This window comes from Massilia sp. CT11-108, from assembly GCF_047302915.1.
In the GTDB taxonomy this organism is placed as follows: Bacteria; Pseudomonadota; Gammaproteobacteria; order Burkholderiales; family Burkholderiaceae_D; genus Telluria; species Telluria orientalis.
Window position 1 is genome coordinate 1 of the sequence record NZ_JBKYMO010001333.1, and the last position, 369, is coordinate 369.

A 369-nucleotide genomic window follows, 5' to 3' on the forward strand; every position below is an offset into this window, starting at 1 on the left:
CCAGCTTCCTGCGCGAGTACGTGCAGGCGCCGCAGGCGATGCGCGACGCGCTGGCGCACGGCGACTACGCGCCGCTGCAGTCCCTGTCGCACAACCTGAAATCCGGCGCGGCGTACATCGGCGCCATGCCGCTGGCCACGCTCGCGGGCAGCCTGGAGCAGGAACTCCGCGCCGGCCGTATCGACCGGGTGCCGGTGCTGGCGCCGGACCTGATCGTCGCGCTGGACAGCGTGCTGTCCGGCCTCGCGCGCATCGACGCCGTCCAGGCGCCGGCCGGGCCCCGCCGGGCTGGGGGGGGGGTCTTTTAAACAAGTCCGGGCCCACCAGACGGGGGGAAAAGGGGGTTTGCGGGGGGGGGTGTGAAAAAAA

General features: G+C 72.4%; 1 protein-coding gene. It reads left to right on the forward strand.

The features are described 5' to 3' along the window. Positions 1-308, forward strand: a 308-nt coding sequence (locus tag ACEN88_RS34665) for an Hpt domain-containing protein (RefSeq protein ID WP_413346939.1), incomplete at its 5' end; no start/stop codon positions are given. Between the last annotated feature and the right edge of the window lie 61 nt (positions 309-369).